Below are 12,599 nucleotides of genomic sequence, written 5' to 3' on the forward strand. Positions count from 1 at the left end.
CGGCTGGCCCGGAGCCGTCGCCGGCGCCTGGCCGGGAGCGGTCACAGGCGGTTGGCCGGCTGGCGGCGCGCCGGGCGCACGACCACCCGGAGGCGGCACCAGTGGCTGGGTCACGGGCGGCTGGGTTTGCGGAGCCGTTCCTGGCACCGGCGCCGGTGACGGGCGAGCCGCCGGGGGCTGGCCCGGAGCCGTCGCTGGTGCCTGGCCGGGAGCGGTCACAGGCGGTTGGCCGGCTGGCGGCGCGCCGGGCGCACGACCGCCCGGAGGCGGCACCAGAGGCTGGGTGGCGGGGGGCTGGGCTTGCGGAGCAGTTCCTGGCAACGGTGCTGGCGTCGGGCGAGCCGCCGGGGGCTGGCCCGGAGCTGTCGCTGGCGCCTGGCCGGGGGCTGCCACGGGCGGTTGGCCGGCCGGTGGCGTGCCGGGCGCACGGCCGGCAGGAGATGGCGCCAGCGGCGCGGTGGCGGGCGGCTGGGCTTGCGGAGCCGCTCCGGGAGCACGCCCTCCCGGTGGGGGCGTCAACGGTGCGGTTGCCGGCGGCTGCGCCTGCGGGGCGGGAATCGGACGGGCTGCCGGCGGCTGCCCGGGGGCCGAGACAGGCGGCTGGGCGCGCGGCGGCACGGCCTGAGGCTGGCTGGGCTGGGCTGGCGGAGCCGGGCGCGGCACCGCCGGGATTGGCTGAGGTGCGGAGGGCGGGGGCGCGGGTTGCGGCCGCAGGGCTGGCGGACGTCCGGGTTCGCCGGCTCCCGGCGCGGTGATCGGCGGCACGGGGCGCGGCATCTGCGGCTCGCGGCGCGGTTCAGGCGGCGGCGCGGCAGGTGGGCGTGGCTGCGCGGGTGGCGCTGCGCTTGGCGCCGGAGGCGCGACCGGCCGCTGGATCGCCGGCGGCGCCCCGGGCGCTCCGGGAGCCGGCCGCGGGCGTTCGGCCCCAGGCGGGCGCGCCTCGCCGGGCGCAGCTGGCGCTCCCGGGGGGCGAGGCCGGCGCGGCTGTCCGGGCTCTTCGTCCGACGGCGCAGGAGCTTGCGCTAGTCTCATCGGTGCCTGCGCCGGTTCGACCGCGAAGCCGCCATGCGACAGGGTCAGGCCGGGAAGGACAGTACCGATCAGAAGCCAGTTTTTCGTGCGCGTCATGAGTTCCGTTTCCGTTTCAGTGGCTGGGGCTATCAGCGCGCTTGCGCACTGAACCCGCCATGAACCGAAAACGGCCGAAATTGGGCAGGGTTCCTCCCTGCCCAACCTGCGCTCTGCGGGCTAAAGCCCGGCCTCGGCCTTCACATAGCGCGCGATCTCGGCATGGCTGGCAAACCAGCAATCGCCTTTCGCCTTGGCATGCCGGATCAGCTCCTCGAGGATCCAGATACGCGAGCGGTAGGTGATGACATGGGGATGCATGGTCAGCAGGAAGAGTCCGCCTTCCTCATGAGCGCGGTCGAATTCGCGGCGGAAGATGTCGAAAACGGCTTCCGGTGCCGTGTAGGGCCGCAGCGCCTGGAAACGGTTCATGTTGAAATAGACCGCATCGTCGCGAATCCATTCGACCGGGAGCTCGACAATGCCCGTCGGCTCGCCCTTCTCGATGATCTCGTAAGGGTCGTCATCGGCGAAGAGCGATGAATCGTAGAGCAGGCCGAGTTCGCGCTCGATGCTCAGGGTCTCTTCCGAAAAGTCCCAGGACGGTGTGCGCATACCGACCGGCCTGACGCCGGTGATCTTCTCCAGCGTATCGGCTGAGCGCAGATGCAGTTCGCGTTCGGCCGCGGGCGGCACGGCGGTGTTGACCTCGTGGATCCAGCCATGCAGGCCGATCTCGTGGCCTTCCGCGATGACGCGGCGTTGCTCGTCGGGATAGAGCAGGGCGGTCACCGCCGGCACGAAGAAGGTCGCTTGGATTTGTTCCTTCGCCATCAGGCTGAGGATGCGCGGCATGCCGACGCGGTTGCCATACTGGCCCCAGGAGAGGCGGCCGACCGATTTGCCGCCATCGCGCAATTCGTTCGTCTCGTGATCGACGTCGAAGGAGAGGGCGACGGCGCAGCGCGCGCCGTTCTTCCATTTCGTGGGCTTCAGGTTGCGGCCGGCGCGCACGCGCTCGACCTTGCCGCGCCAGACCTCCTCGGGCCATTGCCAAGGTTCGAGAGCAGGTTCGGTCATGGCGGGTGTCCTTCAGGCTGGCGGGGCGGTCGGCAGGACCGGCACGGCGGCCAGGAGCCTGCGTGTGTATTCGTGGCGCGGATTGTCGTAGATTTGACCCGCTGGCCCCTCCTCGACGATCTTGCCGTGATACATGATCGCGACCCGGTCGCAGAGATGGCGCACCACCGAGAGGTCGTGCGAGATGAAGATCAGGGTCAGGTTCAGCTCGGTCCGCAACCGCATCAGCAGGTTGATGATCTGTGCCTGGATCGAGACGTCGAGTGAGGCGACCGGCTCGTCGCAGACCACGACATCAGGCTGCATGGCGAGCGCACGCGCAATTGCGACGCGCTGGCGCTGGCCGCCGGAGAATTGATGCGGATAGCGGCTGGCGAAGGCGGGATCGAGCCCGACGGCGGCGAGCCATTGCCGGACATATTCGGCCGCCCCCGCCCTGGTGACGATGCCATGGGCGATCGGCCCCTCGGCGATGCTGTCGCCGATGCTCATCCGCGGATTGAGCGAGGCGAAGGGGTCCTGGAAGATGGTCTGGATCCGGGTGGTGTTCTTGTGCGGCCGCGCGCCGCCGCCCATCACCGGCTCGCCCTCCAGCCGCACCGTGCCGGAATTCGGCGCGTATATGCCGGCCGCCATGCGCCCGAGCGTTGATTTGCCCGAGCCCGATTCGCCGACGAGGCCGAGCGCCTCGCCCCGCGGGACGGTCAGGCTGACGGAATCGACGGCCTGGACGCCACGGCTGGGCTGCGACAGCCCAAGCTTCTGGCCGAGCAGGCGCAGGATGCCGGGCGGGGTCTGGAACAGCTTGCTGACGTCCTGAATGACGAAATAGGAGGCGTCCGCCTTCGATCCACGCGACGGCGAGGCACCGGATCTGCGTGCCGGCGGCGATGCATCGGGGACACCGCCGCCGCGGGCAAGGAAAGTGCCCGGCTTGGCGCGGGATGGCAGCGAATCGAGCAGCGACTGGGTGTAGGGATGCTGCGGCCTGGTCAGCACGTCGAGCACCGGCCCGGTCTCGACGATTTTGCCGTGGCGCATCACGCAGACGCGGCTGGCGATCGAGGCGACTGTCGCCAGATCATGGCTGATCCAGATCAGTGCCATGCCGAGCTCCGCCACCAGCTCCTTCATTTCGGCCAGGATCTCGGCCTGGATCGAGACATCGAGTGCCGTGGTCGGTTCGTCGCAGATGATCAGTTTTGGCCGGTGCAGCAGCGCGATGGCGATGGCGACGCGCTGGCGCATCCCGCCGGAGAACTGATGCGGGTAGAAATCGACCTTCGCCTCGGGTTCTGGAATCCGAACCTGGGCGAGCGCCGCGATCGCACGCTTGCGCCCCGCTTCGGCCGAAACCTTCTCATGCGCTTCCAGCGCCAGCAGGATCTGGGCGCCGATGGTCAGGACCGGGTTCAGGGTCATCAGCGGGTCCTGGAAGACCATCGAGATGACCTTGCCGCGAATGGCGCGCAGCTCGCGGGACGGCAATCCGATCAATTCCCGCCCTTCGAGCCGGATCGAGCCGCTTTCGATCTTTCCGGGCGGATCGATCAGGCCGATGATCGAAAAGCCTGTGATGCTCTTGCCGGAGCCGGATTCGCCGACGAGGCCCATGACCTCGCCGCGCTTCAGGGAAAAGGATACCCCGTCGACGGCTTTCACGACGCCGGCACGGGTGTGAAAATGCGTCGCGAGGTCCCGGACCTCGAGCAGCGGCACTGCCTCGGCCGAGCCACTCATCGCCTGAGCCTTGGGTTGACCTGGTCGCGGATCTGGTCGCCGACGAGGTTGATGGCAACGATCAGGATGATCAGCGCGACGCCGGGATAGATCGAAATCCAGTAACGGCCCGACATCATGTACTGGAAGCCGTTGGCGATCAGCATGCCGAGCGAGGGCTCGGTCACCGGCAGGCCGACACCGAGAAAGGAAAGCGTCGCTTCGAGCGCGATGGCGCTCGCCACCTGCACCGTCGCGACCACGATCAGGGGCGGCAGGCAGTTCGGCAGGATATGGCGCCAGACCACCCGGCGCGCTGGCAGCGGCGTCGAAAAAGCCGCCTCGACATAGTCCTTGCCCCGTTCGGCAGCGGCTGCGCCATGGGCTGTACGGGCAAAGTACGCATATTGCGCGGCTGCCAGCGCCGCGATCAGCTGGAATTTGCCCTGGCCGAGCACGGCCGAGATCACCAGTGCGAGCAGGATCGCCGGGAAGGCGAGCTGAAGGTCGATGACGCGCATGATGAACGCTTCCCAGCGGCCACCGAGATAGGCGGCGGTGATGCCAAGCGTGACGCCGACCGTGAAAGCGAGCGAACCGGCAATCAGCCCCATCTGCAGTGAGATGCGCAGGCCATAGAGGATGGCCGAGAACAGGTCGCGGCCCTGCGCGTCGGTGCCGAGAAGATGGGTGAAGCCGCCGGAGCCGACATAGCCCGGCGGGCGGCGCGCATCTGACAGTGTGAGATTGGCGAGATCATAGGGATCCTGCGGCGCGATCCAGGGCGCAAGGAGCGCCACGCCGATCATCAACACGACGACGACGAGGGCTGCGAGCGCCACCTTGCTCTCGCGGAACTCGTTCCAGAATCGGGCGAGGGGCGAAGCCTGCTTCATTACGCGCGCGCCTTTCTCAGGCGCGGATCGAGCGCGACATAGGTCAGATCGACCAGGAAATTGATGGTGATGAAGACGAAGGCGACGAGCATCAGATAGGCAACCATGACCGGCCGGTCGAGCGAGGTGATGGAGTCGATGATCAGCTTGCCGATGCCGGGCCAGGAGAAGATCGTCTCGGTGACGACCGCGAAGGCGAGCGTCGAGGCGAATTCGAGCCCGAAGACGGTGACGATCGGGATCGCGATGAGGCGCAGCACATGCCGGCGCAGGACGGTCCATTCCGAAAGTCCGGCGGCCCGGGCAAATTTCACGGTGTCGGTCAGCATCACCTCGCGCGTCCCGGCCCGGGCCAGCCGCGTCATCAGGGCGAGCTTGAAGAAGGCGAGGTTGAGGGCCGGCAGCAGCAGGTGGCTGAGCCCGTTCAGCGTCAGAAAACTCCATTCGACGCCGAAAAGCGACGCGGTCTCGCCGCGGCCGCCGGCAGGCAGCCATTGCAGCTCGACTGCGAAGGTGATGATCAGAACCAGTCCGATCCAGAAGGTCGGCACGGAGAAACCGAGGATCGAGATCGCCATGATGATCTTGGCGAGCAGGCTGTCGGGCTTGTAGCCGGCATAGATGCCGGCCGGCACGCCGATCAGGGCCGCTCCGAAGACGGCAGCCAGCGTCAGTTCCAGCGTCGCGGGCAGGCGCGACAGGATAAGTTCCAACACCGGCATGCCGAAGACGAAGGAGCGGCCGAAATCGCCGTGGAGCACACGCCCGAGGAAGGTGAAATACTGTTCCCAGAGCGGTCGATCGAGCCCGTAGCGGGCAATCGTCTCGAGTCTCATCTCCTGACTGACATCGGGCCCGATCAGCACGTCGATCGGGTTGCCGATGGCGTAGACGCCGACGAAAACCAGCGCCGACATGACGAGCATCACCAGCAGCGCCTGGACGATGCGCCCGAGGATGTGCCCTAGCATCTGACGAAGCGCCTGGCGCCTGCGGTCACGGCCAGTTCTCCGCGATCACCGCCCGCGTCTCCTCGACGCCGACCTGCCAGAGACTGAGCATCTCATTGTCGGAGCGCTGGTAGCGCCCGTGGAAATTGCCGTCGCCCAGGATCTCGCGCTTCTTCGCCGGGTTCGAGGCCTGGTAAAGCGCGCGGTCGAAGGGCGGCTTCACCGCCTCGGGCATGGCGACGCCGTCGAGACGGGTCCAGGGGAAGTTTTCCATCCAGGAGGCATGCGAAGCGGCGGGATCGACCGCCTTCACCGCCGCCTGGAAGCGGGGCCCTGCCCACCAATCATGCAGTTTGACGCTGGCATCGGGGCGGCGGCCCATCCATTCCGTACAGAAGGTCATCACGGGCGCATTGCCGCCATGGCCGTTGACCAGCACGATGCGGCGGAAACCGGAGCGGTAGAAGCCCTCCAGCATGTCCTCGATCAGCGCGACATAGGTGCTCATCCGCAGCGAGACGGTGCCGGGGAAGGCGACGAAGCCTGGCGTCATGCCATAGGCCAGTACCGGGAAGACGGGCACATTCAGCGGCTCGGCAGCGTCGCCGGCCACTTTCTCGGCCAGAATCGCGTCGGTGGCGAGGCTCAGATAGGCGTGCTGCTCGACACAGCCGAGCGGCAGTACGCAGCGGTTATCCCGCTGGGCCTGAGCTTCGATCTGCATCCAGTTCATCTCGGCGACACGCACGGCCCGTTCCTTGCTTTTCTCTGGCAGTGCGCCATCCTTGACTCCCAGCCAGAACGTCGTCAAGTTCCATTTGGAACTAAACGGGAGCTCATCATGCGCCGCGCCCCCACATCCCTTTCGCGTCTCGATCATGAGCGCGAAGCGGCGTTGCGTGATCTCGATCCGCTCACCGTCACCAAGCTCTGGGACAATCCCTGCTGGCTGTCGTTCCGGCTGAACTTCGTCGCCTTCCGCTTCAACGATCCGGTCTATCGCTGGATCGAGACCCGCTACGGCCTGGTCCGGCCGGAATTCGTCGCGCTCTACGCAGTCGGCCTGAAGGAGGGGGTGGCTGCAAAGAACATCGTGTCCTCGTCCGGCTTGCCGAAGAACACGCTCAGCCGCGCCATCCAGAAGCTGCTGACCCGGCGTCTGCTCAAGCGCGAGACGGACCGGGACGATCTGCGCAGCTTCGTGCTGCGCCTGACGCCTGCAGGACGCGCCATTTTCGAGGAGACCATGCCGCTGATGGTGAAGCAGCAGAGCGCCATGCTTTCGGCCTTGACCGAAGCCGAGCAGCGCCAGCTTTGCGAATTGATGGACAAGCTCGTCATTGCCTCTCCGGTGTGGCCGGCGGATCTCGAACCCCTGTCATAGACCGGGTCGAGCGAAGCGTTCTTCCAAAGAATCGCGGGATGGTGGTGGGTCTCCACTGCCGCACCGTGCCAATTCAGAACAACAGTCGAGCCAGGATCGCCTAATCAAGTGACACAACGGAGCCTCGCTGCGTGGGCCGACTGCCACCGTCGAGGCCGCAAACCAAACCAGCGGGAGGGCCGACATGTCGGCCTTTACCGAAACAAAACAGGGGAACTCGTCATGAATTTTGCAACGACCGTCCGCACCTTCGCGCTCGCGGCCGCGCTCAGCGCCTCGGTCTCCGGGATCGCGCTTGCGCAGACGCTCACGATTGGCGTGCGCGCCGGCCCGGAATCGATCGATCCGCATTTCACCGCGACCGGCACCCATGCCGAAGCGCTGAAGCATGTCTTCGACACGCTGACCTGGTCGGGCGACAAGCTGCAGATCGAGCCGCGGCTCGCGACCAGCTGGAAGGCAATCGAGCCTTCGGTCTGGGAGTTCAAGCTGCGCCCCGGCGTCAAGTTCCATGACGGTTCCGACTTCACCGCCGAGGACGTGAAATTCTCGATCGAGCGCATTCCCGTGGTCGCCGGGCCGAACCCGACCACGATCTATGTACGCCGCGTCAAGGAGGTGAAGATCATCGATCCGCTGACGGTCCATATCGTGACCGACGGACCGGCCCCGAACTTGCCGAACGACTTCATCCGCCTCTTCATCGTCTCCCACAAGGCGGCCGCCGGACTGACCAAGGACAATGCCAACGAGGCCTTCAATACCGGCAAGGCAGCGGTCGGCACCGGCCCCTACAAGTTCGTATCCTGGACGCCGAAGGACCAGCTCGTGCTGGAGCGCTTCGACGGCTATTGGGGCGAGAAGGAGCCTTGGGCCCGCGTGCTGCGCAAGGAACTGCCGAACGACGCCGCCCGCGTCGCCCAGCTCAAGGCCGGGCAGGTCGATATCATCGTACGTGCACCGGCATCCGATGTGCCGACACTGAAACGCGACGCCAAGCTCGCGGTCACCACGGTCGATACGGTCTATGTCTTCAACATGGAGCTCGACATGCGGGACAAGTCCCCGCAGGTCAGCGCCAAGGATGGCTCGCCGCTGCCAAAGAACCCGCTTCAGGACGTCAAGGTGCGCGAGGCGATCGATCTCGCCATCGATCGCCCGGCCCTTGCGGAGATTGCGATGGAAGGTCTCGGCTCGCCGGTGAACCAGCTCGTGACGCCGGATATCGCCGGCTACAACAAGTCGCTGCCGCCGCTGAAGCCCGACCTGGCCAAGGCCAAGAAGCTGATGGAGGAGGCCGGTTACGCCAACGGCTTCAAGGTCGCCTTCTCGTTCACCAATGATCGCCTCCCCGGCGACCGTCAGGTCGGCACCTCCATCGCGCAGATGCTGGCGCGGATCGGCATCGAGGTAAATGCCAATGCCCAGCCGGGCGCGGTCTTCTTCCCGGCCCGCCTGCGCGGCGATTTCTCGATGTCGATGTCCGGCTGGGGCACGCTGACCGGTGAGTCAAACTACACGCTCTCCTCGGTGGTGCACTCCAACGATCCGGCGAAGAAGCTCGGTGCCTTCAACGTGCTGGGTTACAAGAACGCCGAGCTCGACAAGCTGATCGAGGATGCGGCGGTCGAGATGGACGAGGGCAAGCGCAACAAGCTCCTCTCCGATGCCAATGGCATCGTCGCACAGGACCGTCCGCGCCTGCCGATCGTCGCCGTCGGCTCGGCCTGGGCCATGCAGAAGGATAAGGTCGCGATCAGGCCGCGCGTGGACGAGGACACGCTTGCTATGGACATCAAGCCCGCCAAGAAATGAGGCTTCGGCCTCGGTTGCCCGGTTCCTGCGGATATGCGGGAACCGGTATAAAAACGCGCCGGACGAGTAGCGGGCATGCGTGGAGAGACTAGCCGCAGGGCCAGTAGGTGGGGTATGTGCCCCGCCGCCTGCTCTCCCCTTTCCCGACTACACGGTTCGACCTCTCCCACTGCGGGAGAGAGGGAAACGCACCAGGATTACCCATGACAACCTCACCTCTTGCCCTGGCCATTCATGGCGGCTGTGGCACTTTGCCTAAGGCCGAGATGACCGAAACGGAGTGGACCGAGGCCAAGGCCGATCTCGCCGCCTCGCTCCGCGCCGGCTGGGCCATTCTCAGCAAGGGCGGCTCGGCCGTCGATGCGGTCGAGGCCGCAGTGCTGGTGATGGAGAACTCGCCGCATTTCAATGCCGGCCACGGCGCCGCGTTCAACGCGGATGGCGAGCATGAGCTCGACGCCTCCATCATGGATGGCGAGACGCTGGCCGCCGGCGCCCTCTGTGGCGTCAAACGCATCCGGAACCCGATCGGCGCCGCCAAGGTGCTGATGCGCCGCGGCGACCCGCTTTTCCTGGCCGGCACGGCCGCGGACAGCTTCGCCGAGTCGGAGGGGCTCGACATGGTCGAGAACGAATATTTCTCGACCGAGCGGCGCCGCAAGAACCTGTCCTCGATGAAGATCCGTGAGCTCGTCGGCACCATGTCCGAAGCAAGCGAGGCTGAGAAGCACGGCACGGTCGGCGCGGTCGCGCTGGATGCCCAGGGCCATCTCGCAGCCGCGACCTCCACGGGTGGCTACACCAACAAGCCGGCTGGCCGTGTCGGCGATTCGCCGATCATCGGTGCCGGCACTTACGCGCGCGACGGGCGTTGCGCGGTCTCGGGCACGGGCAAGGGCGAGTATTTCATCCGCTACTGCGTCGGGCACGAGATCGCCTCGCTGATGGCCTATGCCGGCCTGAGTCTCGAGGAGGCGACCGCCAGGGCGATCGCCGAGCTCACCGAGCACAGGATCGGGGCTGGCCTGGTCGCGATTGGCGCCGATGGCAGCATCGTCGCGCCCTATAATTCCGCTGGCATGTATCGTGGTTGGGTGACGCCTGACGGCTTCATCCATGTCGCGACGCATGGCGATGTCGAAGTCGCCGGCCAGCTCGAGGCGGCCGCGTGAACTCGCCTGAGCCGATCGTCATCTGGGGCGCGGGCGCAATTGGCGGCACGCTGGGGGCCTATTGGACGCGCGCGGGCATTCCTGTCCTGCTCGTCGATGTCGTCCCCGAACATGTCGAAGCCTGCCGGACGACGGGCCTCGCGATCAGCGGCCCGATCGAGGAATTTCGCCAGGTCGTGCCCGCGGTGACGCCGGCGGAGCTGACAGGAACCTACAAGCGCATCGTGCTCGCGGTGAAGGCGGGCGCCACGGAGGCAGCACTTGACGCGCTCGCCCCGCATCTGGCCGAGGACGGCTTCGTGCTCTCCGCCCAGAATGGTCTCAACGAACTGGCGATTGCCAGGCACGTCGGCGAGGCCCGCACGATGGGCTGCTTCGTCAATTTCGGCGCGGACTGGCATGGGCCGGGCGCGATTCTCTATGGCAACCGCGGCGCAGTCGTCGTGGGCGAGATCGACGGCGCGATGACGCCGCGCGCCCTCGAAATGCACAAGCTGATGCTGCTCTTCGAGCCCGACTCGATTCTGACCGGCAATATCTGGGGCTATCTCTGGGGCAAGCTCGCCTATGGGGCTATGCTGTTTGCTACCGCGCTGACGGATGATTCGATGTCGGCGAATTTCGCCGATCCCAAGCGGCTCGCCGTCTGGCTCGAGCTCGGGCGGGAGGTCGGTGCGGTCGCGGCGGCGCGCGGCGTCTCCTCGCTCGGCTTCGGCGAGTTCGATCCGATGGTCTTCGCACCGGGACGGCCGGAATATCCGCAGATCGCGGCGATCGCCTGGCTTGCCGATTACACCTCGAAGACGGCCAAGACGCATTCCGGGATCTGGCGCGACCTTGCCGTGCGCAAGCGCAAGACCGAGGTCGATCCCCAGATCGGCATCATCGCGCGCCTCGGGCGCGAGGCCGGCGTTCCGACCCCGACGATCGAGACGCTGGTGAAACTGATCCACGAGGTCGAGGACGGCGAGCGCCCACTCTCCTTCGATACGCTGAAGGTGCTGATCGACCAATGCAACTCCGCTTCGACAATCGCGTAGCCCTCGTCACAGGCGCCGCCCAAGGCATCGGCCGGGCCATCGCAACAGCCCTGGCTCGGTCCGGGGCCGCGGTGCAACTCGCCGATATCGATGCCGAGGGGGTCGCGAAGACCGCCGCGGAGATCGGGGCCGGGTTTCATGCCGTCGATCTCGCGACGCCGGACGCGGCGCGCGATCTGGTCGGCAAGATCTCGACCGAAAGCGGCTCGCTCGACCTGCTCGTCCATGCGGCGGGTGGGGTGCGCGGCCAGATCGGCCGGCCGATCGAAGAGATTCCGGAAGCAGACTGGCGCAGCATTTTCGCCGCCAATGTCGATGCCGCCTTCTTCCTGGCGCAGGCCGCCGCGCCGGTGATGAAACAGGCCGGCTATGGCCGCATCGTCACCATCTCGTCCGGTGCGGGATTGCGCCCGAGCCTGACCGGCATCCAGGCCTATGCCAGCGCCAAGCACGCGCTGGTCGGGCTGACGAAGCAACTCGCCTGGGAACTCGGCCCGCATGGCATCACGGTGAACTCCGTCGCGCCCGGCTTTGTGCGCTCCAACCCGGCAACGGAACGGCAATGGCAAAGCTATGGCGAAGCCGGCCAGAAGAAACTGGTCGAGAGCATCCACACCCGACGCCTCGGTACGCCCGAGGACATTGCCAATGCGACGCTGTTTTTCCTTAGCGAACAGGCCGGCTGGATCAGCGGCCAGGTGCTCTCCGTCGACGGTGGACGCTCCTGAGCATTGGGGCGTTTTGCGGGCGCCGACGCGGTTTTTCACGGCATCATTGCCACATGCGTATTTTCGACCCTACAGTGTTCCCGGGTTGGCATAAGCCAACCTGAATAGCGACTGAAGGAATAGCACGTGAGCACGGGTACCGTGAAATGGTTCAACGAGACCAAGGGCTATGGTTTCATCACCCCTGACGCGGGCGGAAGCGATATTTTCGTCCATATCAGCGCTGTCGAGCGCTCGGGCCTCCGCGGCCTGAACGAAGGCCAGAAGATCAGCTACGATCTCGAGGCCGATCGCAAGACCGGCAAGTCCTCGGCGGTGAACCTCAAGACGGCTTGATCTCCGCCTTCTGCGGGAGGGCGATCGGCGGCGTCACCTCCCGAGCCAATGCGAATCTCTATCTCTCTATCCGGACTGAAGACGATTCCCGGCATGCCCGTCGCCCCAAGGCGGCGGTAGAAAGGACCAGGGCCAGCCCGAAAAAGGCCGGCCCTCCCAATGCGCTTCTAGAGCTTGAACAGCTCCCGCCCCGTCTGATGGGCTCGAATGTAATCCCAGTCATAGCTGACGCCGAGGCCGGGCCCCGTGGGCACGGGAAAGCAGCCATCCTTGTCGACGCCGACCCAGCGCAAGCTCATGGGAATGGCCTTGCGCATCGCGGACATGCAATGGCGAAGGGGGCCGTCTGCCCTCGACGCCAAACACGTCGAGGGCGCGCGAACTAGCCCAATATATGCCGGCGAATTGCCG

12 protein-coding genes and 1 pseudogene are annotated in these 12,599 nt (G+C 66.3%); 7 read left to right on the plus strand and 6 right to left on the minus strand.

From position 1 onward, the window contains the following. Nucleotides 1-625: pseudogene (locus AB4099_RS30460) on the plus strand (hypothetical protein); the annotation flags it as partial. 623 nt (nucleotides 626-1,248) lie between these two features. On the opposite strand, the gene AB4099_RS30465 reads toward AB4099_RS30460, so the two are convergent. Genes AB4099_RS30465 through AB4099_RS30485 form a run of 5 tightly spaced genes read right to left on the minus strand, consistent with a single transcriptional unit; the run spans nucleotide 1,249 to nucleotide 6,461 of the window. Beyond that, complete coding sequence (locus tag AB4099_RS30465; RefSeq protein ID WP_441480842.1) at nucleotides 1,249-2,148, minus strand: polysaccharide deacetylase family protein; 900 nt, start codon at nucleotides 2,146-2,148, stop codon at nucleotides 1,249-1,251. A 12-nt stretch (nucleotides 2,149-2,160) separates the two neighbouring features. Continuing rightward, nucleotides 2,161-3,888 (minus strand): ABC transporter ATP-binding protein, encoded by a 1,728-nt coding sequence (locus AB4099_RS30470; RefSeq protein WP_441480843.1) that lies wholly within the window; start codon nucleotides 3,886-3,888, stop codon nucleotides 2,161-2,163. Continuing rightward, nucleotides 3,885-4,763: an ABC transporter permease gene (locus tag AB4099_RS30475; protein WP_113518398.1), complete on the minus strand. Its 879-nt coding sequence runs from the start codon at nucleotides 4,761-4,763 to the stop codon at nucleotides 3,885-3,887. Before AB4099_RS30475 ends, AB4099_RS30470 begins: the two co-directional genes overlap by 4 nt. Continuing rightward, a complete protein-coding gene (locus AB4099_RS30480) occupies nucleotides 4,763-5,734 on the minus strand; it encodes an ABC transporter permease (RefSeq protein WP_069878004.1) in 972 nt (323 codons plus the stop codon). The genes AB4099_RS30475 and AB4099_RS30480 overlap by 1 nt, the downstream gene beginning before the upstream one ends. A gap of 25 nt (nucleotides 5,735-5,759) precedes the next feature. After that, on the minus strand, nucleotides 5,760-6,461 hold the full coding sequence (locus tag AB4099_RS30485; RefSeq protein ID WP_113518414.1) for a creatininase family protein: 702 nt from the start codon (nucleotides 6,459-6,461) through the stop codon (nucleotides 5,760-5,762). Nucleotides 6,462-6,554: 93 nt separating this feature from the next. Between AB4099_RS30485 and AB4099_RS30490 the strand changes: the two genes are divergently transcribed. From AB4099_RS30490 to AB4099_RS30515, 6 genes are all read left to right on the plus strand, one after another. Then, nucleotides 6,555-7,097 carry a MarR family winged helix-turn-helix transcriptional regulator gene (locus AB4099_RS30490; RefSeq protein ID WP_113518396.1) on the plus strand — a complete coding sequence of 181 codons (543 nt, stop codon included), beginning with the start codon at nucleotides 6,555-6,557 and terminating at the stop codon, nucleotides 7,095-7,097. Nucleotides 7,098-7,319: 222 nt separating this feature from the next. Further along, on the plus strand, nucleotides 7,320-8,912 hold the full coding sequence (locus AB4099_RS30495; RefSeq protein WP_441480844.1) for an ABC transporter substrate-binding protein: 1,593 nt from the start codon (nucleotides 7,320-7,322) through the stop codon (nucleotides 8,910-8,912). Nucleotides 8,913-9,115: 203 nt separating this feature from the next. Further along, a complete protein-coding gene (locus AB4099_RS30500; RefSeq protein ID WP_113518394.1) occupies nucleotides 9,116-10,084 on the plus strand; it encodes an isoaspartyl peptidase/L-asparaginase family protein in 969 nt (322 codons plus the stop codon). Continuing rightward, nucleotides 10,081-11,124 carry a ketopantoate reductase family protein gene (locus tag AB4099_RS30505; protein ID WP_441480845.1) on the plus strand — a complete coding sequence of 348 codons (1,044 nt, stop codon included), beginning with the start codon at nucleotides 10,081-10,083 and terminating at the stop codon, nucleotides 11,122-11,124. Before AB4099_RS30500 ends, AB4099_RS30505 begins: the two co-directional genes overlap by 4 nt. Then, entirely contained in the window at nucleotides 11,097-11,852 is a 756-nt protein-coding gene (locus AB4099_RS30510) for an SDR family NAD(P)-dependent oxidoreductase (RefSeq protein ID WP_441480846.1), read from the plus strand. Before AB4099_RS30505 ends, AB4099_RS30510 begins: the two co-directional genes overlap by 28 nt. 126 nt (nucleotides 11,853-11,978) lie before the next feature. Then, nucleotides 11,979-12,188 (plus strand): cold-shock protein, encoded by a 210-nt coding sequence (locus AB4099_RS30515; protein WP_043234173.1) that lies wholly within the window; start codon nucleotides 11,979-11,981, stop codon nucleotides 12,186-12,188. A 167-nt stretch (nucleotides 12,189-12,355) separates the two neighbouring features. Here AB4099_RS30515 and AB4099_RS30520 read toward each other — a convergent pair whose 3' ends face one another. Then, on the minus strand, nucleotides 12,356-12,487 hold the full coding sequence (locus tag AB4099_RS30520) for a hypothetical protein (protein WP_441480847.1): 132 nt from the start codon (nucleotides 12,485-12,487) through the stop codon (nucleotides 12,356-12,358). Nucleotides 12,488-12,599: the final 112 nt, after the last annotated feature.

Source organism: Allobosea sp. 2KB_26 (genome assembly GCF_052115715.1).
In the GTDB taxonomy this organism is placed as follows: Bacteria; Pseudomonadota; Alphaproteobacteria; order Rhizobiales; family Beijerinckiaceae; genus Allobosea.

Excerpts from the sequence above, each read along its gene's own strand:
- AB4099_RS30495 (WP_441480844.1), top strand. The coding sequence starts at position 7,320 with ATGAATTTTGCAACGACCGTCCGCACCTTCGCGCTCGCGGCCGCGCTC.
- AB4099_RS30480 (WP_069878004.1), bottom strand. The coding sequence starts at position 5,734 with ATGCTAGGGCACATCCTCGGGCGCATCGTCCAGGCGCTGCTGGTGATG.
- AB4099_RS30465 (WP_441480842.1), bottom strand. The coding sequence starts at position 2,148 with ATGACCGAACCTGCTCTCGAACCTTGGCAATGGCCCGAGGAGGTCTGG.
- AB4099_RS30500 (WP_113518394.1), top strand. The coding sequence starts at position 9,116 with ATGACAACCTCACCTCTTGCCCTGGCCATTCATGGCGGCTGTGGCACT.
- AB4099_RS30475 (WP_113518398.1), bottom strand. The coding sequence starts at position 4,763 with ATGAAGCAGGCTTCGCCCCTCGCCCGATTCTGGAACGAGTTCCGCGAG.
- AB4099_RS30470 (WP_441480843.1), bottom strand. The coding sequence starts at position 3,888 with ATGAGTGGCTCGGCCGAGGCAGTGCCGCTGCTCGAGGTCCGGGACCTC.
- AB4099_RS30520 (WP_441480847.1), bottom strand. The coding sequence starts at position 12,487 with ATGAGCTTGCGCTGGGTCGGCGTCGACAAGGATGGCTGCTTTCCCGTG.
- AB4099_RS30510 (WP_441480846.1), top strand. The coding sequence starts at position 11,097 with ATGCAACTCCGCTTCGACAATCGCGTAGCCCTCGTCACAGGCGCCGCC.
- AB4099_RS30490 (WP_113518396.1), top strand. The coding sequence starts at position 6,555 with ATGCGCCGCGCCCCCACATCCCTTTCGCGTCTCGATCATGAGCGCGAA.